This window comes from Actinomadura sp. 6K520, assembly GCF_004349245.1.
GTDB lineage: Bacteria > Actinomycetota > Actinomycetes > Streptosporangiales > Streptosporangiaceae > Spirillospora.
On record NZ_SMLC01000024.1, the window covers coordinates 1 to 20,263 of the forward strand.

The following is a 20,263-nucleotide window of genomic DNA, read 5'->3' on the forward strand; positions in this document are numbered from 1 at the left end:
CCCGAGGCCCCGCCCGCGCCCGCGGCCGCGTCCCCGGTCGTACCGCCCGCGCCCGGACCCGTGAAGGCGCCCGCGGCCGAGGCGGAGCCGGCCGAGGCCGCGGCCCGGCCGGTCCACGTCACGATCGTGCTGCCCTGCTACAACGAGCAGGACCACGTGGTCGACGAGGTCGAGCGCATCTGCGCGGCGATGGACGCGAGCGGCAAGAGCTACGAGCTGCTGGCCGTCGACGACTGCTCGACCGACGCGACGCTCGCCCGGCTGGAGGAGGCCGCGCCCCGCTTCCCGAACATGCGGGTCATCGCGTTCCAGCACAACAGCGGCTCGGGCACCGTGCGCCGCATCGGCTCCCAGCAGGCCCGCGGGGACATCGTCGTGTGGACGGACGCCGACATGTCCTACCCCAACGAGCGGATCCCCGAGCTGGTGGACGTCCTGGACACCGACCCGTCCATCGACCAGGTCGTGGGGGCGCGCACCAGCGAGGAGGGCACGCACAAGGCGCTGCGGGTGCCCGCCAAGTGGTTCATCCGCAAGGTCGCCGAGCGGCTCACCAACTCCAGGATCCCCGACCTGAACTCGGGGCTGCGCGCGTTCCGCCGCGAGGTGTCGCTGCCGTACCTGCGGCTGCTGCCGCCCGGCTTCTCCTGCGTCACGACGATCACGATCGCGTTCCTGTCGAACCAGCACCCGGTCCACTACATGCCGATCGACTACGCCAAGCGGGCCGGGAAGTCCAAGTTCCACTTCACCAAGGACGCCTACCGCTACATCCTGCAGGTGCTGCGGATGGTGATGTACTTCAACCCGCTCAAGGTGCTGATGCCGCCCGCGCTGTGGCTGATCCTGATCGGGCTGGGCAAGGGCGTGTACGACATGATCGTGCACTTCGGGTACTTCGCCAACAACACCATCATGATCTTCGTGACGGGGCTGATCATCGCGTCGCTGGCGCTGCTGGCCGACCTGATCGTCCGATCCCGGGGTGACGTGTAGGGGGATGCGGACGTCCAGCGGCATGCCCGGCAACCTCAAGATCGCCATCGTCGGACCCGCGTTCCCGTACAAGGGCGGCGGCGCGCACCACACCACCGAGCTGGCGCACCGGCTGGCGGCGGCGGGCCACGACGTGGTCATCGAGTCGTGGCGCGCCCAGTACCCCGGGTTCCTCTATCCGGGGCGGCAGACGATCTCCGCTCCGGAGGGCGAGCCGTTCCCCGGGACCCGGCGGCGGCTCGACTGGCGCCGCCCGGACGGCTGGTGGGGCACCGGCCGCGCGCTCCGCCCGTACGACCTGGTGGTCCTGGCGGTGCTGAGCCCGGTTCAGGTGCCGTCCTACCTGGGAATCCTCGCGGGCCTGCGGCGCGGGGCGCGGACGGTGGCGCTGTGCCACAACGTCCTGCCGCACGAGCGCAAACCCTACGACGAACCGCTGATGAAACGCCTGCTGCGCAGGGTCGACGGCGTCCTCGTGCACTCCGAGAAGCAGGCCGGGCTCGCGCGGGGGCTCACCGCGCGTCCCGTCCGGGTCGCCGAGATGCCCGCGCACCTGCCGGTGGCCGCCGCGGCCGCGCCGGGCGACGTGGAAGTGCGGCGCCGGCTCCTGTTCTTCGGGATCGTGCGCCCGTACAAGGGGCTGGACGTCCTGCTCCACGCCCTCGCCAAGGGGCCCGGCGACGTGGGGCTGACCGTCGCGGGGGAGTTCTGGGGCGGGCTGGACGAGACGCGCGAGCTGATCCGCTCGCTGGATCTCACCGCGCGGGTCGAGCTGCGCCCGGGGTACGTGCCGGCCGCCGACGTCCCGGGGCTGTTCGCCGCCGCCGACGCGCTCGTCCTGCCGTACCGGACGGCCACGGCGTCGCAGAACGTGTGGATGGCCCACGAGCACGGCCTGCCGGTGATCGCCACCGACGTCGGCGGTTTCGCCGGCCAGGTCCGCGACGGCGTGGACGGCCTGATCTGCGCACCCGGCGACGTCGCGTCCCTCGCCGACGCCATCGGCCGGTTCTACGCGCCGGGGGAGCCGGAGCGGCTGCGCTCGGGCGTCCGCCCGGTCGACCACGCCCCGGTGTGGGCCGCGTACCTCGGCACGCTCACCGGGGACGCGCTCACAGATGGGGCTCGATGACCTTCAGCAGGGCGCGCTTGGGCTTGGCGCCCACGATCTGCTCGACGACCTCGCCGTTCTTGTAGAGCAGCAGCGTCGGCAGGCCCATCACGCCGTACTTGTTCGGGGTCTCGGGGTTCGCGTCGTAGTCCAGCTTCGCGATCTTGAGCTTGCCGTCCTGCTCCGCGGCGATCTGGTCGAGGACGGGGGCGACCATCCGGCAGGGGCCGCACCAGTCGGCCCAGAAGTCGACGAGTACGGGGGTGTCGCTGCCGAGGACCTCGTCCGCGAACGTCGCGTCGGTCACGGTGATCGGGGCGGTCACGGTCCCTCCTTCGTAGGGTGCGTATCCCTCACAAGCTCCTTGGCCGGCGGTTCATTCCCCTGGGCCGGCGTCGTGCGCCCGAGCAGCAGCGCGACCCCGGCGACGATCAGGTCGGCGGCGGTCAGCAGCACCCGGGACGCGATCGCGACCACGACCGGCGCGCCCGCCGGCAGCGCCGGGGTCAGCACCACGGTCAGCGCGGCCTCCCGCGCCCCGATGCCGCCCGGCGCGATGAAGACGAGGAACCCGGCGACGAACGCCAGCGCGTACGCGCCCGTCGCGAGGAACGGCAGGCCCTTGCCGTCGCCGGAGACGGCGTTGCACAGCAGCCAGGTGTGCACGCCGAACAGGATCCAGCCGAGGACCGTCCAGCCGATGGCCCGCAGCGTGACGGCCAGGCTCACCGGACGCTCCAGCGGCGGCCGCCGGATGACCCTGAGCATCACCCCCAGGGACCAGCTCACGATCCGCGGGTGGAGCAGGATCAGCAGGAGCGGCGCCAGCAGGAACAGGTACCAGTACTCCTCGCGCGCCGTCACCGACGTCAGCGGCAGCGTCACCGCCGCGACGGCCAGCCCGCACGCCGTGGACGTCGCGACCGCCAGCATCGTCGACCCGAAGCTGCGCTCGGGCGGCACGTCGTGCTCCCGCGTCATCTCGATCTGCGTCACCAGCGCCCAGACCTTGCCCGGCACGTACTTGCCGAGCTGCGAGATCCCGGAGATCCGGAAGATGGCGCGCACGGGCAGCGGCGAGCCGAGGCCGCCGAGGAACTCCCGCCACCCCAGCATCCAGGCGAAGAGCCCGGCCAGCCCCGCGGCCAGCGCCGCGGCCAGCGCCACCCACGACATCTGCCGGAACGCGTGCACCGCCTCGTCCCACTGGGAGGCCACGCTGTAGGCGCAGAACGCCAGCGCGAGCATCACCAGGAGGACCCGCAGCGCCCGCACGGCGACGACCTTCATCTTCACGCGCCCAGCGTAGGCGAACGTGGCGTCCCGGCCGCCCGCGCGGCCTACAGTTGAGGACGATGAAGCTCTCGGATGTGGTCGCCTTCATGGGCCACCAGGTACACGTGTGCCGGTACCGCGAGGCGGGGACGCTCCTCGGCTGGATGGGGCGGGACCTGCGCGGCCGGCGCGTCCTCGACGTCGCCGGCGGCGACGGCTACTGGGCCGGCCGGGCCCGCCGGCGCGGCGCCGACGCCGTCTCGATCGACCTCGCCCGCGGCAAGATGGAGTACGGGCGGACGCTCGCCCACGCGCCCGCGCTGATCGAGTGCGACGCGCTGCGCCTGCCGTTCGCCGACGGCTCGTTCGACGCGGTCCTGTCGGTCTGCGCGATCGAGCACTTCGACGACGGCGGCAGGTCACTGGACGAGATGGCGCGAGTCCTCAAGCCCGGCGGTGAGATCTTCATGTCCGCCGACGTGCTGAGCCGCGCCGACACCTGGCCGAAGCTGCGCGACGCGCACAAGGCCAGGTACCACGTCCAGCACACCTACACCCACGACAGCCTCCGCAAGCTGATGGACGAGCGCGGCCTCGACCTGGTCAAGCACAGCTACCAGTTCCGCACGGCCGCCACGGAACGCCTCTACCTGTCGCTTTCCACCTACGGCGGCAAGGTCGGCTTCAACGCGGCCGCCCCGCTGGCGCCGCTCGTCGCCCTCGCCGACCGCAAGGCCCCGAACGAGCGCGGCAGCATCGTTCTCATCCACGCGCGCAAAAGGTAGTTGCCGGGGGTGTGGGGGTTGTCCCCCACAGTGAAAGGTAGTTGCCGGGGGTGTGGGGGTTGTCCCCCACAGTGAAAGGTAGTTGCCGGGGGGTGCGGGGGGTGTCCCCCACAGTGAGAGAGATGAGCGGTCGGGGCGCATTCCTCGCTGAAGTCATGAATGAGGTGCCCCGCGAGGGGCACCGACGGGCGTAGGCTCGGACGGTAAAGGGTGATCTACGCCACCGCGGATGGGGGAGAGACCGTGGCGCCTCGGATTCTGCTCGACGCGACCGCCGTGCCGGCCGACCGCGGCGGGCTCGGAAGGTATGTGGACGGGCTGCTGTGCGCCCTGCACGCGCAGGGCGCCGACCTGGCGGTCGTCTGCCAGCGGGCGGATGAGAAACGCTACGGGGGCCTCGTCCCCGGGGTGCGCGTCGTCGCCGGCCCGGCGGGGCTGTCGCACCGCGCCACCCGTCTCGCCTGGGAGCAGTCGGGCCTCCCGCACGTCGCCGAGCGCGTCGGGGCTGACGTCATCCACCTGCCGACGTACACGATGCCGGTGAGCGCGGTGCTGCCGACGGTGGTGACGATCCACGACGTGACGCTGTTCGCCGAGCCGGAGGCGCACGACCCGGTCCGCACCACCTACGTCAAGTCGGCGACCCGCACCGCCGCGCGCCGCGCCACCCGGCTGATCGCCCCGTCCATGGCGACGCGGGACGAGCTGGTCCGCGTCCTCGGCGCCGATCCCGCCGGCATCGACGTCGCCTACCACGGTGTCGACCAGCAGGTGTTCCACCGGCCGTCCGAGGCCGAGGTCAAGCAGGTCTCCGACCGGCTCGGCCTGCACGGCCACCCCTACGTCGCGTACCTGGGCGCGCTGGAGCCGCGCAAGAACGTCCCGAACCTGATCCGCGGCTGGGTGCGGGCCTGCGAGCACCGCCCGGACGCCCCGGCGCTCGTCCTCGCGGGCGGCGGGGGATGGGACGACGAGGTCGACGCCGCGCTCGCCACCGTCCCGCTGAACCTGCGCGTGCTGCGCCCCGGCTACCTGCCCTGGGCGTCGCTGCCCGGCTTCTTCGGCGGCGCGCTGGTCGTCGCCCTCCCCAGCCGCGGCGAGGGCTTCGGCCTCCCGGTCCTGGAGGCCATGTCCTGCGGCGCGCCCGTCCTCACCACCCGGCGCGGCCCCCTCCCCGAGGTGGGCGGCGACGCGGTCGCCTACACCGAGCCCGACCCGTCCGGCATCGGCGCGGCGCTAGACGAGCTGTTCGACGACCCGTCCCGCCGCTCCGCCCTCGCCGACGCCGCGCACGTCCGCGCGGGCCGGTTCTCCTGGGCGGCGTCCGCGAAGGCGCACCTGGCCTCCTACCAGCGCGCCGTCGACCAGCACCAGGCAACCAGAACCTCCACCACCCATTAGGCTCGCTCGCACCACTACCACGGTGGAGGAAGGGAACCGAGTGGAAGCGATCCTCCTGGTCGGGGGGCAGGGCACGCGCCTGCGCCCGCTGACCATCTCCACCCCCAAGCCGCTGCTGCCGACGGCCGGGGTGGCGTTCCTCGCCCACCAGCTCGCGCGGGCGCACGCCGAGGGCGTCGAGCGCATCGTGTTCGCCACGTCCTACCGGGCGGAGATGTTCGAGGCGGCGTTCGGCACCCACGCGCACGGCGTCGACCTGGCCTATGTCAGCGAGGACGAGCCGCTCGGCACCGGCGGCGCCATCCGCAACGCCGCGCGGGCGCTCACCTCCGGCCCGGACGACCCGGTGCTGATCCTGAACGGCGACATCCTGTCCGGCCACGACGTGCGCGCCCAGGTCAAGATGCACGAGGCGGCCGGTGCCGCGGTGACGCTGCACCTGACGGAGGTCGCCGACCCGTCCCGCTTCGGCTGCGTGCCCACCGACGACCAGGGCCGCGTCACCGCGTTCCTGGAGAAGACGCCGCATCCGGTGACGAACCAGATCAACGCGGGCTGCTACGTCTTCCGCCGCTCGGTCATCGACACGATCCCCGAGGACGAGGTCGTGTCCGTGGAGCGGGAGACGTTCCCGTCGCTCATCGCGTCCGGCGCCACGGTTATGGGGTACGTCGAGTCGGGTTACTGGCTGGACGTCGGCACGCCCGAGGCGTTCGTCCGCGGCTCTCGCGACCTGGTCCTCGGGACGCTGGCCTCCCCGGCGATGCCCGGCGAGCCGGGCGAGCGCCTCACGCTCCCGGGCGCGCGCGTCGCCGCGGGCGCGGTCGTCCGCGGCGGCACGACCGTGGGCCGGGGCGCCGTGATCGAGCCCGGCGCCACCGTGATCGGCAGTGTCCTCCTGGACGACGCGTTCGTCGCCGAAGGAGCCACGGTCCGCGACTCGGTCCTGAGCCGGGGCGCCCGCGTGGGGCACGGCGCCGTCCTGGACGGCGTGGTCCTCGGCGACGGCGCCGTGATCGGCCCCGGCAACGAACTGCGCGGCGGTCTCCGCGTGTGGCCGGGCATAGAACTCCCCCCGACCGCCGTCCGCTTCTCCGCCGACACCTGACCCTGCCGGTGACCACGGTCGGTGCGCGGGTCCGGGAGTGGCGGCCCGCTTGGGAACTCGATCTGCTCGGGACGCTTTCGCCGCATCGGCGGGGGGCGCGGGATCCGGCGTTCCGCGTCGAGCCGGACGGGGCCGTCTGGCGGGCCTCGTACACACCCGATGGGCCTGGGACGCTTCGGCTTCGGTGCGTGGGGGGCGTCGTCGAGGCCACGGCCTGGGGTGCGGGGGCCGAGTGGTTGCTGGACGGGGTGCCCGAGCTGCTGGGGGCGGCGGACGAGCCGGACGGGTTCGTCGCGCGGCATGACGTCGTCCGGGAGCAGTTGCGCAGGCGGCCGGGGCTGCGGATCGGGCGGACGCGGCGGGTGTTCGAGGCCCTCGTCCCGGCGGTGATGGAGCAGAAGGTCCTCGGGGCCGAGGCGTGGCGCGGGTGGGGGTACCTGCTGCGGAGGTTCGGGGAGCCCGCGCCCGGTGCGCCGCACATGCGGGTGCCTCCGCCGCCCGAGGTGTGGGTCCGGATCCCGTCGTGGGAGTGGCACCGGTCGGGACTGGAGGCCGTCCGGTCCCGGACGATCATGGGGGCCGCGCGGGTCGCGAAGCGGCTTGAGGAGGAGCCGAGCGAGCGGCGCCTGCGGTCGCTGCCGGGGGTCGGGGTGTGGACGGCCGCGGAGACCCGGCAGCGGGCGGTCGGTGATGCCGACGCCGTGTCCGTCGGCGACTACCACCTGCCCGGCATGGTCGGCTGGGCGCTGATCGGCCGCAAGGTCGACGACGCGGGGATGCTCGAACTGCTGGAGCCCTACGCCGGGCACCGGTACCGCGTCACCCGGCTGCTGGAGTCGTCCGGGCGGCGCCCGCCCCGGCGCGGGCCCCGGCTGCCCGTGCGGGACTACCGGGCCTTCTGATCACGCTTCCCAGGACGTGCGGGCCTCGTCGATCTCCTCGGGGGTCGGCAGCCGGAGGGAGGGCGGCGGCTCCGCGGTGAAGCCGTGCTCGTCGGCGTACACGGCGGGCAGGGTGCCGTCGGGGGCGCGGAAGCCCGCCCGGTGCAGGATGTCGTGCGCGGGACGTGTCCCCAGCGCGGCCTTGAACGCCTCCGCCGCGTCCTGCCGGTCCCGGTCCGCGGTGGTCACGACGTAAGGGTGGTCGAGCAGCAGCGTGCCCTCGTCCGGCATGAGGCTCACGATCGGGTTGGGGCGGTGGGTGTCGTTGTAGGCCACGACCGCCTGCTCGGTGGTGACCGCCAGGGGGCGGGCGAAGCGTTCGGCGCCGATGAAGTCGGCGAGGACCGTCATCGAGTCGCCGGACGTTTCGTCCGGCCTGCCGGGGGCGTTCTCCCGGAGCGCCCCGGCGGCGTCGCCGGCCCTGCCCTCGGCGACCTGCTCGATGGCGATCATGGCGATCGTCCCGCTCATCCCGGCGGCCGGGTCGGCCGCGTGGCGGGCCAGGGGAATGCCTCCGGCCTTGTCCTTCAGCAGGAGCTCCCAGCCGAAGTCGACGTCGGCGTCGCGGAACTCCGCCTCGACCGGGCGGGGCGTCGCGAGCACCACCGGCGTCGCGGCCACCGGGATCCCCCCAGCGGGGACGGACGTGTTGCCTTTGTCCCGGGCCGTCTCCAGCCACAGCGACGATTCCGGCACCCACGCGTCGGTCTTGGCGCGCAGGGTGGCGTCGCCCAGGTAGCCGGTGGGGGAGACGGGCTTGACCCGTGCGTCGACGCAGCGTCCCGCCACGCGGTGCTCCTCGACGTTGAAGCGGTCCGCCACGCCCTGGAGCGCGGGCGCGATCTCCGGCTGGGCCGCGATGGTGATCCGCAGCGCGGACCCGCCGCACGCCGCCGTCCCCGGGAGGAGGCCGAGCGCCCACGCCCCGCCGCCCGCGCCGGACAGGACCAGCGCCGCGGCGGCCCAGGCGGCCGGCCGCCTCCAGAGGTTCACTCGTCAGTCATACCGCTGGGGATCAGGTGCCGACCAGAGGCAGGTCGAGCGTTCCGCCTCCGCGCCCGAAGTGGCCGATGCCGTCGGTGCGGCGGGACGCCTCCAGGCGCTCCTCCGGCACCTCGCCGTACAGGGTGGTGCGCTGCTTGGCGGGACGCCCTGCGCGCGCCGCGATCTGCTCCAGTTCGCTGATGGGCTTGAAGGAGCCGTTCTCCGACCCGGCCATGCGGCTGATGGTCTCTTCCATCAGCGTGCCACCGAGGTCGTTCACGCCCCCCTGCAGGACGCGCGTGCAGAGTTCGTCGCCCAGCTTCACCCAGGACGTCTGGATGTTGGAAATCGCGCCGTGCAGCAGGATCCGCGCCAGGGCGTGGACGGCCACGTTCTCCCGGACGGTCGGCCCCGGACGCGCCAGCCCGGCGAGATAGATGGGCGAGTTGTGGTGCACGAACGGCAGCAGGACGAACTCGCTGAACCCGCCCGTCCGCTCCTGGATGGAGCGGAGGAGCTTGATGTGCGCCACCCAGTGCGCCGGGTTGTCGACGTGTCCGTACATCATGGTGGACGTCGTCGGCAGGCCGATCTCGTGCGCGGTGGTGACGACCTCGACCCATTGGTCGGTGGGCAGCTTGCCCTTGGTCAGCACCCACCGGACGTCGTCGTCCAGGATCTCGGCGGCCGTCCCCGGCAGGGAGTCGACACCGGCCTCCTTGGCCCCCTCCAGCCATTCGCGGATCGACATGTCCGCGCGGGACGCGCCGTTCACGACCTCCATCGGACTGTAGGAGTGCAGGTGGATGTCCGGTGCGCGGTTCTTCACCTCGCGGGCGAGGTCGAAGTAGGCGGTGCCGGGCATGTCGGGGTGGATACCGCCCTGCATGCAGATCTCGGTGGCGCCCGCCTCCCACGCCTCGTCCACCCGGTCCCCGACCTGCCGGAGGGAGAGCGTGTAGGCGTCGGCGTCCGTGCGGCGCTGCGCGAACGCGCAGAACCGGCAGCCCGTGTAGCAGACGTTCGTGAAGTTGATGTTGCGGGTGACGACGTAGGTGACGTCGTCGCCGACCGTGTCGCGGCGCAGGTCGTCGGCGAGCTTGGCGAGGGCGTCGAGTTCCGGGCCCTCGGCGTGCAGGAGGGCCAGCGCCTCGTCGTCCGACAGGCCCGCGGGGTTCTGCTCCGCGCGCGCGAGAGCGGTCTTGATGTCGGCGTCGAAACGCTGGGGGGCGGACATGCGGTCGCGTAGCGCGTCCCAGTCGCCGTACACCTCGTCGAAGTCGTCGCGCCTGTCGCTGGTGCGGCCCGTCGTGTCGATCTCGGTGTGCAGGTCGGTCCGGCCGGACGCCTCGAACCCGCCGTCGGGCTCCTGCCAGGGCCGGCCCTCCAGGACGGCGTCTTCCCGCGCGAGGCCGGTCGCCGGGTCGGCCAGTGCCGCGACGTGCGCGTTCAGCCGCGGGTCCAGCCACGGCTCGCCGCGCCGCACGTACTCGGGATAGATCGTCAGCCGCTCGCGCAGCGCGAACCCCGCCGCGGCCGTCCGCTCGGCCAGCTCGTCGATCTGCGGCCAGGGCCGCTCGGGGTTCACGTGGTCGGGTGTCAGCGGCGACACGCCGCCCCAGTCGTCGATGCCGGCGCGGAGCATGAGCGCGAACTGGTCGCCGACGAGGTTTGGCGGCGCCTGCACACGCGCCTTCGGGCCGAGGACGAGCCGCGTCACCGCGATCGTCGCGGCGAGCTCGGCCAGGTCCGCGTCGGGGGTGTCGCGCATCTTGGTGTCGGGCTTCGCCCGGAAGTTCTGCACGATCACCTCCTGGATCGCGCCGTACTCCCGCATCGTCCGCCGGATCTCGAAGATCGCGTCCGCGCGCTCCTCGATCGTCTCGCCGATGCCGATGAGGACGCCGGTGGTGAACGGCACGTTGACGCGTCCCGCGTCCTCCAGCACCCGCAGCCGGACGGCCGGGTCCTTGTCCGGCGACCCGAAGTGCGGGCCGCCGCGCTCGCTGAACAGCCGCGTCGCCGTCGTCTCCAGCATCATGCCCATGGACGGCGCGGCCGGCTTGAGCCGCTGGAAGTCGCGCCAGGTGAGCACGCCGGGGTTCAGGTGCGGCAGCAGCCCGGTCTCCTCCAGCACCCGGATCGCCATCGCGCGGACGTAGGAGAGCGTGTCGTCGTAGCCGTGCGCGTCAAGCCACTCACGGGCCTGCTTCCAGCGGTCCTCGGGACGGTCCCCGAGCGTGAAGAGGGCCTCCTTGCAGCCCAGCTCGGCGCCCCGCCGTGCGATCTCCAGGACCTCGTCCGGGCTCAGGTAGGGGGCGTCCAGCTTGTGGGGGACGGTCGCGAACGTGCAGTACCCGCAGCGGTCGCGGCACAGCCGGGTCAGCGGGATGAAGACCTTGCGGCTGTAGGTGATGACGCCCGGGCGGCCCGCGGCCTCCAGGCCGGCGTCCCGGGTGCGGGCGGCGTGGGCGAGCAGGTCGTCGAGCTGCGCCCCGCGGGCCTGCAGCAGTGTCGTGGCCTCGGATCGATCCAGTGTCTTGCCGTCACGCGCGCGGGCCAGTGCCCGGCGGAGCGCGGAGCTCGTGGCGTCCATGCAGGCACTCTATGCCAATCGTCATAATCTGCGCCGCAGCGGGGCAACCGAATTGCCCGTTTCTGTAGTAGCCCTGCCGGTGCGCCGGCTATTCCCGCGTCACCGGACCTCGATGAACGCCTCCGGGCTCCGCGGCGGGCGCTCGCGCGGCGGCGCGGCCGGGTGGCCGACGCCGACGGCGCCCATCGGGTCCCAGTCGCCCGGCAGCCCGAGCGCCTCGCGGACGACGTCGCGGCAGAACATCGTGCTCGACACCCAGCACGAACCGAGCCCCTCGACGGCCAGCGCCACCAGGAGGTTCTGCACCCCCGCGCCCGTCGCGACGACGAACATCTCCCGCTCGGCGCGCGACCGCCGCTCGTCCGGATAGTGGTGCGAACCGTCCCTGACCAGACACGGCACGACCAGGTAGGGCGCCCGCCGCAGCACCTCGCCGCGCTTCAGCCGCTTGGTGATCGACTCCTCGGAGAAGCCGTCGCGGCGCAGGTCGGCCTCCCAGGCGTCGCGCATCGCGTCCAGCAGCCGCGTCCGCGCACCCGCCGACTCCAGCAGCACGAACCGCCACGGCGTCGTGTGGTGCGGCGCCGGCGCGGTGATCGCCGCGGCGACCGCGCGGCGCACCGCCGCCGGGTCGACCGGGTCGGCGGTGAACTCGCGGATCGTGCGCCGCGCGTACAGCACCTCGGACGGCCCCCACCGGAACATGTCCTCGTCGGGCGGCCGGACCAGCGCCCGCGCGCCCGGCCCGTCCTCCTTCGTGACCAGGGCGGACAGCCCGCGCACGATCGCGACCGGCACCCCGTCGAGCTTGCCCTTCACCAGCTCCGCGGCCGCCGCGACCTCGTCGGCGACGGCGGTGATCGTGGCGTCGAGGCGGTGGCCGTAGCCGTCGTCCCGGCCCCGCAGGTCGCTGAGCGGCTCCAGGCCCGCGAGGCCGATCGCCGCGTCGGTCAGCCCGTTGCGCCAGGGCCGCCCGAGCGTGTCGGAGACGACGACGGCGACGTCCGCGCCGGTCCGCTCGCGCAGGCCCGCGCGGATGCGGCGGGCGGAGGCGTCCGGGTCCTCCGGCAGCAGCAGCACCGTGCCCGGCCGCGTGTTGGACGCGTCCACCCCGGCCGCCGCGAGGACGAGCCCCTGCCGCGTCTCCACGATCCGCGTCTCGCCGCGGTCGTGCGCCCGGCGCGCCACCACCCGCACGGTCTCCGCCTCGATCGCCTTCTCCCGGTCGGCGGCGACCAGGATCCGCCCCTCCGCCTTGCTGACGATCTTGGACGTGACGACCACGACATCGCCGTCCCGCACCGCCTCCGCCGGGATCAGCGCCGCGATGTCGTCGCCCTCCGCGACCTCCGGCAGCCCGGGGACCCCGAGCACCTCCAGGCGGCTCACCGCGACTCCTCCGCCCGCTTCAGCTCCACCGCGAGGTCGAGCGCGGCGCGGGCGATCTCCGCCGTCGCCGCCGCGTCGCTCATCAGCAGGGGGCGCGACCGCACCTCGATGCCCTCCACCCGCACGGCGGCGTCGGCCTCGTCGACGAGCCAGCCGTCCAGCAGCCCGAGCCCGTACAGCTCGGCGACCGCCCGCGCCGACGTCTCGGTGCCGATCGCGGTCAGGCAGGCGTCCGCCATGCCGCTCACCGGGGCGCCGCCGATGATCGGGGAGACGCCGACGACCGTCCGGGTCGCGACCGCGTCCCGGATGCCGGGCACCGCGAGGATCGTCCCGATGCTCACGACGGGGTTGGACGGCGGGAACAGCACCACGTCGGCCTCCTCGATCGCCGACAGCACGCCCGGCGCGGGCTTGGCCTCCTCCGCGCCGACCGCCGCGATCGACAGGGCCGGGACGGACGCGCGCAGCCGCACCCACCACTCCTGGAAGTGGATCGCCCGGCGCCCCTGCTCGTCCTCGACGACCACGTGCGTCTCGACCTGGTCGTCGGTCATCGGGATCAGCCGGACGCCCGGCTTCCACCGGTCGCACAGCGCCTCGGTCACCGCCGACAGCTTGTACCCCGCCGCGAGCATCTGCGTCCGGACGATGTGGGTCGCGAAGTCGCGGTCGCCCAGCCCGAACCAGCTCGGCCCGACACCGTAGGCGCCGAGCTCCTCCTTGACGGTGAACGTCTCGTCGGCCCGGCCCCACCCCTGGTCCTCGTTGATGCCACCGCCGAGCGTGTACATCACGGTGTCCAGGTCGGGGCACACCCGCAGCCCGAAAAGCGAGATGTCGTCCCCGGTATTGCCGATGACGGTGATCTCCGCCCCGGGAGCCGCCGACCGCAGCCCGCGCAGAAAGCGGGCCCCACCGATACCACCCGCCAGCACCATGATCTTCATGGCGACCAGCGTATCCGCGGCGTCATTTCCGGCGCACGGCGCCGGCGGCCCGCCCCGGTGGGTTCGCGGGGCGAATCTATGCCAAGCTTTGGCGTGTAATCGCGTCGCCTCTGTCTGGAGATGTCACCGTGAACAAGGAAGCCGTCCAGCGCCTGCGCGAACCGGCCGCCTGGGTACTGCTCGCGTCGGCGGGCGTACAGCTGCTCGCGGGCATCATCACGCTCATCGGCGATGATGGCACGTTCACCTTCCGTGCCCTGCTCGAGACCCGTGACGGGATGTTCCTCCAGATCGGGATCGTCGGCATCCTCGTCCTCGCCGTCCTGCTGGTGACCTGGGGCGAGCGCCCCACACCGCAGGCCCGGACGATCACCATGGGCGCCCTCGGGGTGCTCGGCGGCATCGCGGTGTTCGGCCTCCTCGCCTGGCTGAGCGGGATGCTCACCGACTCCGAGTCCGCGGGCGCGCTCACGAAGCTGTCGGTGTTCCTCCTCGGTGCCGGGAAGCTCGCCGTGGTCGGCGTCGGCGCCTGGTACGTCTACACCGTCTTCAAGGGGATGCAGCCGCCGCGTCCGCAGCCGGGCCAGCAGCAGATGCCGCAGGGCTACCCCGACTTCGGCTACCAGCAGGGCCAGCCCGGTCAGCCGGGCCAGCAGCAGTACGGCCAGCAGGGCTACGGGCAGCAGCAGTACCAGCAGTACCAGCAGTACGGCCAGCAGCCCGGTGCCGAGGGGCAGCAGGCGGGGCGGCCCGGCTACGAGCAGCCGGGGCAGCCGGGGCAGCCGGGCTACGAGCAGCAGCAGTACGGCCAGGAGCAGTACGGCCAGCAGCAGTACGGGCAGCAGCAGTACGGCCAGCCGCAGGACTACCAGCAGTACGGCCAGCAGGGCGGCTATCAGACGGGCGGCCAGCAGGGCTACGGGCAGGGCGCTCAGCCCACCTCCGACCAGGAGGAGATGGGCGAGTGGACCCGCCAGTACGGCGGTTCGGGCCCGGAGCAGGGGCCGCAGGGCACCCAGCCCGCGCCCGGCGGTGAGCAGCGCCCCGACGACGGCGACTGGTACCGGGACAACCGTCCCCCGCCCGCGCAGTGAGCCGGCCGCCCCGGCACCGGACCCCGGCGGTCGAACCCCCGATTGACCCGGCGGTTGCACCCGGCCGTTGAACCCCGCCGCCGCGCTCGGCGGTGACCGCCGATTTTACCGATCTTCCTCCACGGGTCAGTTCGCTCGCCCGGCATAACCGGCTAAGTCACCCCGGAAAGCTTTCCGGCTTGACGGGGCGGGCGCTACACGCGTGTAATTTCGTCGGTGTAGTTTCGATGCCTTCCCGGGGGAAGTAACCGGAGGGATGGCATTGACCAGGGGGTTCCACGGGCAGGGAGGTGCGCTGTGAGCGAGGTGGTCATCCCGCTGGCGCACGGCACAGACGGTGAAGAGTTGGGCTGGCAGGAGCGCGCACTGTGCGCGCAGACCGACCCGGAGGCGTTTTTTCCGGAGAAGGGCGGCTCCACTCGCGAGGCCAAGAAGGTGTGCCGGGCATGCGAGGTGCGTACGGAGTGCCTTGAGTACGCGCTGCAGCACGACGAACGTTTCGGCATCTGGGGAGGGCTCTCCGAGCGGGAACGCCGCAAGCTGAAGCGCCAGGCGGTCTAGCGCCGGCCGGCCGCGCGGTCCGCGGGCATGCCCGGGGTCTTCGACGGGGGAGACCCGGCGGACCGGCCGCGCACCCGGATCTCGGCGATCCAGGGCGTGCGCGGCGCGGCCACGCGTACAGTTGTCAGCCGTGCCGGCCCTCGGCCGGCACGGCTGCTGTCGTAACAGCCACGTAACTGTCGTCCCACAGATCGAGCGACCCCTTGGCCCCCACTCTCGATCGCCATGTCGTCACGGCCGTCCTCGTCACCCACGACGGCGGGCGGTGGCTCCCGGAGACGCTGAAGGCGCTGCTGACGCAGGCGCGTCCGGTGCAGCGCCTCGTGACCGTGGACACCGGAAGCCGCGACCGCGGGCCCGCGGTCCTCGCCGAGGTGCTCGGCCGGCCCGCGGTCCTCACGCTGCCGCGCACCACCGGCTACGGGGAGGCCGTCGCGGAGGCCCTCCGCCAGGACGCCGCGTCCGCCCCCGTCCCCGACGACGACACCGCGCCCGCCTTCACCCAGCCGACCCCCTACGACACCCCGGCGCGCACCGAGTGGATCTGGCTTCTGCACGACGACTCCGCGCCCGCGCCCGACGCCCTCGCCCATCTGCTGCGGACCGCGGACACCGACCCCAACGTGGCGGTTCTCGGCCCCAAGGTCCGCGACTGGGACGACCGGCACGTCCTGCGCGAGCTGGGCGTCACCGTCGACGCCGCCGGACGCCGCGAGACGGGCCTGGACCGGCGCGAGTTCGACCAGGGGCAGCACGACGGCGTCCGCGACGTGCTGGCCGTCGGCAGCGCCGGGATGCTGGTCCGCCGCGACGTGTGGGACCGGCTCGGCGGCTTCGACGTCGAGTACGGCATCTTCCGCGACGACCTGGACTTCTGCTGGCGGGTGCACGCCGCCGGGCACCGGGTGGTGACCGCGAGCGACGCGGTCGTGTACCACGCGGAGGCGGCCCGGCGGGGGCTCCGCGAGATCGGCATGACCGCCGAGCACCCGGCCCGCCGCGACCGCCGCAACGCGATCCACACGCTGCTCGTCAACCAGCCGCTCCCCGCGATGGCGCGGGCGCTGGCCCGCAACGTCTGGGCGTCCCTCGTCCACGCGCTCTACCTGGTGCTCACCAAGCGGCCGGTGGCGGCCCGCGAGGAGATCCGCGCGCTCGGCGACGTGCTGCGCGACCCGGGCCGGCTGCGGCGCGCGCGGGCCGCCAGGGCGGACGGCCGGACGCGCGTGCACCGCAGCGTCCGGCGCTTCCAGGCCCGCCGCATCGTCCTGCGCCGCACGGTCGAGGCGGTCGCGGAGTACCTCGCCGCCCACGAGCGCGACCGGGAGCGCGACCGGGAGGACGCCGACGGGGAGCAGGTCTCCGGCGAGCCCGGCCCGGTCCGCCGGTTCCTCGCCCGCCCCGGCGTCCTCGTCGTGCTGGCGCTGGCCGCCGTCGCGGTCGCCGCCGAGCGCTCCCTGCTCACCGCCGCCGGGCGGCTCGGCGGCGGCGCGCTCGTGCCCGCGTGGGGCGGCGCGAGCGACCTGTGGGCGCAGTACCTCTCCGGCTGGCATCCGGTCGGGCTCGGCAGCGACGCGGGCAGCCCGCCGTACGTCGGGCTCCTCGCCGTCCTGTCCACGGTCCTGTTCGGCAAGCCGTGGCTGGCGGTGTCGGCCCTGCTGCTGGGGAGCGTGCCGCTCGCCGGGCTCACCGCCTACTACGCGTCCCGGCTGCTGGTGGCGGCCCCGCCGCGCGCCGGGCAGCGCGCTCGCCCGAGCGGCCTGCGCGTCCCCGTCGCCGCCGTCCGGGCGTGGTTCGCCGCCGTGTACGCGCTGCTGCCCGCCGCCACCGGAGCCATCGCCGGCGGACGCCTCGGGACGGCCGTCGTCCACGTGCTGCTCCCGCTGATCGCCGTGCACGCCGCCCGCGTGTACGGAGTCCCGCGCGCGTGCGCACCGAAGGACGGCGACGGCGCCCTCGACGCCCGGGCGCTGCGCAAACGCACCGGGCGGTCCGCGTGGACGGTCGCGCTGCTGCTGGCCGTCGCGATGGCGTTCGTCCCGATCACCTGGCTGCTCGGCGTCGCCGCGGCCGCGATGGTCTGGGCGCTGTTCGACCGGCCGGGGCCGCGCGGGCGGCGGCACCTCGCCGTCGCGCTCGGCGTCCCGCCGCTGCTGCTGCTCCCGTGGACGGCCGGCCTCCTGCTGAACCCGTCGCTGTTCCTCACGGAGGCGGGCCTGCACCGGCGGTTCGAGCCCGCCGCCGCGGCCGACCTGCTGCTCCTCGACCCGGGCGGCCCCGGCACCCCCGCGCGGTGGGCGCTGGCCGGGCTGTTCGCCGTCGCCGTGTGCGCGCTGCCGCTGCGCTGCCGCCGCAACGCCGTCCTCGCCGGCTGGCTGCTGGCCATCTTCGGGCTGCTCGTCGCGACGCTGACCAGCGCCGCCACCGTGACCAAGGGCGCCGACGCGGCGCCCGCCTGGCCGGGCGTCGCGCTGATCTTCGCGGGCGCCGGGGTGCTCTTCGCCGCGACCGCTGCGGTCCTGCGCGCCACCGAGGCCCTGGCGAGCGGTCATCCGCTCTACCGGACGGGCGGGGCGGCGGTGTCCCTCGCCGCGCTCAGCGCTCCCGTGCTGGCCGCCGGGTTCTGGATCGCCGGGGGCGCGGGCGGCCCGCTGACCGAGGTCGACCCCGACACGGTTCCCGCGTTCGTGCACGCACCCGGCGGGGCGCGGACACTCGTCCTGCACAAGGAGCCGGCGGGACGCGTCTCCTACACGGTCCTGAGGGACGCGGGCCCGCGGATCGGCGAATCGGAGGTCATGGCGGACGGCGTGGCACGCGACCGGCTGGACGGCCTCGTCGCCGGTCTGGTCGCCGGCCAGGAAGGCGACGCCGGGCCCGCGCTGACCCGGATGGGCGTCCAGTACATCGTCGTGCCCTACCCCCGGACGGACCCCATCACCAGGGCCCTCGACGCGGCGCCCGAACTGATGCGCCTCAGCCGCACGCGGACGTTCGCCGTGTGGCGGCTCCACTCGCCGTCCGCCCGCATGATGCTCGTCGAAGGCGACACCGTGACGCCACTGCGCGCGGGACGCATCGATGCCCGCGCACAGATTCCGCCCGGGAACGCCCGGCGCACCCTGCTCCTGGCCGAACCCGCCGACGGCGGGTGGCGGGCGACCCTGAACGGCCGGGAGGCCAGGGCGCGGACGGTGGACGGCTGGGCGCAGGGCTACGACATCCCCGCCGCCGGCGGAGAGTTCCGGCTGGACAGGTCCATGACCATGCGGCACGCGTGGCTGATCGTCCAGGGCATCGCCGTCCTGCTGGTGGTCGCGCTCGCGATGCCCGGTGCGCGGGCCGACACCCTGCCCTTCGGCGGGCCGTTCTCCGGTGAACGCGAGCGGCGCCGTGGCAGGCGGGGCCGCCGCCGCGGTCACCACCGCCCCCGCGTCCGGCACGAGGAGGCCCCGGCCCCCGAACCGGTGGCGGCGCGCAGCCCGGAGGAGGTGTCGTGAAGCCGAACCTCAAGCCGAGGCTCAAGCTGCACCCGAAGCTGAAGCCGAACTTGAAGCCGAACCTGAAGGCCGGCGTCAAGGACGTGGACCTTGACAAGATCCTGCGCCTGCTCACCCTCCGCTACGCCACCGCGGCCCTGGTGCTCGTCGCCCTCGCGTCGCTGTACGGGGCGGCGACGTTCTCCCGCCCGGGAGAAGCCTCCGAGGACGGCCGCAAGGCTTTCATCACCACCGCCGTGATGGTGTGCCCGGGCCACGAGGGCGGCCGGCTGGCCATGCAGTCCCTCCCCGACCGGAAGGGCGGCGGAAGCGTCGCCATGACGCCGACCAAGGGCGGCCCCGCGCTCGGGGCCATGTCGGCGCCCGGCCAGGGCTGGGACGAGAAGACCAAGTCCGGCGAGGACTCCTACACCCTCCGCGCCACCGGGGCCATGGCCGCCGGGCTGGAGGCCGAGCAGACCACCCACTGGGGCGGCGGCCCCGACCGCGGTCTCGCCGGCGCCCGCTGCGCCGCCCCCGGCACCGACCAGTGGTTCGTGGGCCCCGGCCCGGACTCCGCCGACGAACTCGACCTCTACCTCACCAACGTCGACGCCCAGCCCGCGTTCGTGGACCTCACCGCCCTCTCCGGCGAAGGCCCCCTTGAGAGCGTCGACGGCCGCGGCATACGCGTCGACCCCTACAGCACCAGGGTCGTGAAGATCGGTGAGTCGGCCGAGGGCCTCGGCGACGTCGTGAAGTCCGCCGCCGACCTCGGCCTGCGCGTCCGGACGAGCACCGGCCGCGTCGCGGCGTCCGTGCGCGTCCGGATCGGCGCGAAGAAGGGCATCGAGTGGCTGCCGCGCGCGCACGCCGCCGCGCCGTCGCTGATCGTCCCCGGGGTGCCGGACGGCGCCGGTGAACGCCGCCTGCTCGTCACCGTGCCCGGCGAGTCCGACGCGCAGGTCAGGGTGCAGGTGATCACCACGGAGGGCACGTACACCCCGCAGGGCCGGGAGATCCTGGACGCCCCCGCGAGGACCGTCACGTCCGTCGGCCTCGACCGCGCCCTCCTCGGGAAGGCGGCCTCCGTCCGGCTTCTCGCCGATCGCCCGATCATCGCGGGCTTCGCCGCCGAGCGTGGCGCCGACATCGGCTACGGCACCGCCACCCCGCCGCTCACCGGGTCCGGGCCCGGCATCGTCGCCGACAACCGTTTCGACTCCGCCCTCCTGCTCAGCGCCCCGGCCGCTGCGGCGACCGTCCAGGTCAGGACCCTGAACGCGGACGGCGCGAGCGCCCCCAAGGACATCAGGATCCCGGCCGGGAGCACCGTCCGGACCGAACTGGAGGCCCCGGCCGGGAACGGCGGGAGCGGCGGGGACGACGCGGCCTACGGCGCCGTGATCGTCCCGAAGCCCGGTTCGGGCCCCGTCCACGCCTCCCGCGTCCTCGCCACGGGCAAGGGCGGCGGGTACCTGTTCACGGTCCTGCCGATCATCCCCGCGCGCACGACCATCCACCTGCCGGACACGGCCGACTCGCAGACCGCGCTCATCCCCGGCTAGGGCGCCCGCGCGCCCGCCGGGAGGT

At 73.9% G+C, this 20,263-nt stretch carries 16 protein-coding genes; 10 read left to right on the forward strand and 6 right to left on the reverse strand.

Going from position 1 to position 20,263, the window contains the following annotated elements:
* The first annotated feature begins 60 nt into the window (after nucleotides 1-60).
* The gene (locus E1289_RS09120; protein ID WP_131977508.1) at nucleotides 61-996 is read left to right on the forward strand and encodes a glycosyltransferase family 2 protein; all 936 of its coding nucleotides are present in this window, start codon (nucleotides 61-63) and stop codon (nucleotides 994-996) included.
* 4 nt (nucleotides 997-1,000) lie between these two features.
* Nucleotides 1,001-2,128 (forward strand): glycosyltransferase family 4 protein, encoded by a 1,128-nt coding sequence (locus tag E1289_RS09125; protein ID WP_243712711.1) that lies wholly within the window; start codon nucleotides 1,001-1,003, stop codon nucleotides 2,126-2,128.
* Here E1289_RS09125 and trxA read toward each other — a convergent pair.
* Nucleotides 2,109-2,432 carry a thioredoxin gene (gene trxA, locus E1289_RS09130; RefSeq protein ID WP_131977386.1) on the reverse strand — a complete coding sequence of 108 codons (324 nt, stop codon included), beginning with the start codon at nucleotides 2,430-2,432 and terminating at the stop codon, nucleotides 2,109-2,111. The two genes, E1289_RS09125 and trxA, sit on opposite strands and share 20 nt — an antisense overlap.
* Nucleotides 2,429-3,397, reverse strand: a complete 969-nt coding sequence (locus tag E1289_RS09135; protein ID WP_243712716.1) for a lysylphosphatidylglycerol synthase transmembrane domain-containing protein — start codon at nucleotides 3,395-3,397, stop codon at nucleotides 2,429-2,431. Before E1289_RS09135 ends, trxA begins: the two co-directional genes overlap by 4 nt.
* Nucleotides 3,398-3,462: 65 nt before the next feature.
* Between E1289_RS09135 and E1289_RS09140 the strand changes: the two genes are divergently transcribed.
* The 4 genes from E1289_RS09140 to E1289_RS09155 all read left to right on the forward strand — a co-directional run bounded on the left by E1289_RS09140 (nucleotide 3,463) and on the right by E1289_RS09155 (nucleotide 7,578).
* Entirely contained in the window at nucleotides 3,463-4,167 is a 705-nt protein-coding gene (locus E1289_RS09140; protein WP_131977389.1) for a methyltransferase domain-containing protein, read from the forward strand.
* Between the two features lie 243 nt (nucleotides 4,168-4,410).
* On the forward strand, nucleotides 4,411-5,568 hold the full coding sequence (locus E1289_RS09145) for a glycosyltransferase family 1 protein (RefSeq protein ID WP_131977392.1): 1,158 nt from the start codon (nucleotides 4,411-4,413) through the stop codon (nucleotides 5,566-5,568).
* Nucleotides 5,569-5,608: 40 nt separating this feature from the next.
* Nucleotides 5,609-6,676 carry an NDP-sugar synthase gene (locus E1289_RS09150; RefSeq protein ID WP_131977395.1) on the forward strand — a complete coding sequence of 356 codons (1,068 nt, stop codon included), beginning with the start codon at nucleotides 5,609-5,611 and terminating at the stop codon, nucleotides 6,674-6,676.
* Nucleotides 6,677-6,864: 188 nt separating this feature from the next.
* Nucleotides 6,865-7,578 carry a DNA-3-methyladenine glycosylase 2 family protein gene (locus E1289_RS09155; protein ID WP_243712712.1) on the forward strand — a complete coding sequence of 238 codons (714 nt, stop codon included), beginning with the start codon at nucleotides 6,865-6,867 and terminating at the stop codon, nucleotides 7,576-7,578.
* Here the strand turns inward: E1289_RS09155 and E1289_RS09160 are convergent, their stop codons facing one another.
* From E1289_RS09160 to cofD, 4 genes are all read right to left on the reverse strand, one after another.
* On the reverse strand, nucleotides 7,579-8,610 hold the full coding sequence (locus E1289_RS09160) for a substrate-binding domain-containing protein (protein ID WP_131977401.1): 1,032 nt from the start codon (nucleotides 8,608-8,610) through the stop codon (nucleotides 7,579-7,581). It lies immediately after the preceding gene.
* 22 nt (nucleotides 8,611-8,632) lie between these two features.
* Complete coding sequence (locus tag E1289_RS09165; RefSeq protein ID WP_131977404.1) at nucleotides 8,633-11,197, reverse strand: bifunctional FO biosynthesis protein CofGH; 2,565 nt, start codon at nucleotides 11,195-11,197, stop codon at nucleotides 8,633-8,635.
* Nucleotides 11,198-11,296: 99 nt separating this feature from the next.
* A complete protein-coding gene (locus E1289_RS09170) occupies nucleotides 11,297-12,586 on the reverse strand; it encodes a coenzyme F420-0:L-glutamate ligase (RefSeq protein WP_131977407.1) in 1,290 nt (429 codons plus the stop codon).
* The gene (gene cofD, locus E1289_RS09175) at nucleotides 12,583-13,536 is read right to left on the reverse strand and encodes a 2-phospho-L-lactate transferase (RefSeq protein ID WP_131977410.1); all 954 of its coding nucleotides are present in this window, start codon (nucleotides 13,534-13,536) and stop codon (nucleotides 12,583-12,585) included. The genes E1289_RS09170 and cofD overlap by 4 nt, the downstream gene beginning before the upstream one ends.
* A 128-nt stretch (nucleotides 13,537-13,664) precedes the next feature.
* Here cofD and E1289_RS09180 point away from each other — a divergent pair, with 128 nt between their 5' ends.
* From E1289_RS09180 to E1289_RS09195, 4 genes are all read left to right on the forward strand, one after another.
* Entirely contained in the window at nucleotides 13,665-14,630 is a 966-nt protein-coding gene (locus tag E1289_RS09180) for a hypothetical protein (RefSeq protein ID WP_131977413.1), read from the forward strand.
* A gap of 297 nt (nucleotides 14,631-14,927) precedes the next feature.
* Nucleotides 14,928-15,191 (forward strand): WhiB family transcriptional regulator, encoded by a 264-nt coding sequence (locus tag E1289_RS09185; RefSeq protein ID WP_021594342.1) that lies wholly within the window; start codon nucleotides 14,928-14,930, stop codon nucleotides 15,189-15,191.
* Nucleotides 15,192-15,394: 203 nt separating this feature from the next.
* Nucleotides 15,395-18,691: a glycosyltransferase family 2 protein gene (locus E1289_RS09190; protein ID WP_131977416.1), complete on the forward strand. Its 3,297-nt coding sequence runs from the start codon at nucleotides 15,395-15,397 to the stop codon at nucleotides 18,689-18,691.
* Entirely contained in the window at nucleotides 18,688-20,238 is a 1,551-nt protein-coding gene (locus E1289_RS09195; protein WP_131977419.1) for a DUF5719 family protein, read from the forward strand. The genes E1289_RS09190 and E1289_RS09195 overlap by 4 nt, the downstream gene beginning before the upstream one ends.
* Nucleotides 20,239-20,263 lie beyond the last annotated feature (25 nt).